Raw genomic sequence first — 255 nt, forward strand, 5'->3', positions numbered from 1 at the left:
TGTGCAAAGACTGATAGTTAAACAGTTTGGAACGACCAATATGCTTTTACTGAGAGGATGAAACATGTTGAAGAAAATTGCTGTGATTGGTACAGGATATGTCGGGTTAGTATCGGGTACTTGTTTTGCTGATATCGGAAATCGCGTCATATGTTGTGACATCGACGGATCAAAAATCAACAGCTTAAAAAGCGGTCTTGTTCCAATTTATGAACCGGGCTTAAAGGAATTGATTGTGAAGAATACAGAAGAGGG

At 39.2% G+C, this 255-nt stretch carries 1 pseudogene; it reads left to right on the plus strand.

Annotation, left to right across the window (positions count from 1 at the left end):
• Window positions 1-67: 67 nt before the first annotated feature.
• Window positions 68-255: pseudogene (locus tag KVT11_RS20225) on the plus strand (UDP-glucose 6-dehydrogenase); the annotation flags it as partial.

The organism is Bacillus sp. GbtcB10 (assembly GCF_019091365.1).
In the GTDB taxonomy this organism is placed as follows: Bacteria; Bacillota; Bacilli; order Bacillales; family Bacillaceae; genus Bacillus; species Bacillus altitudinis.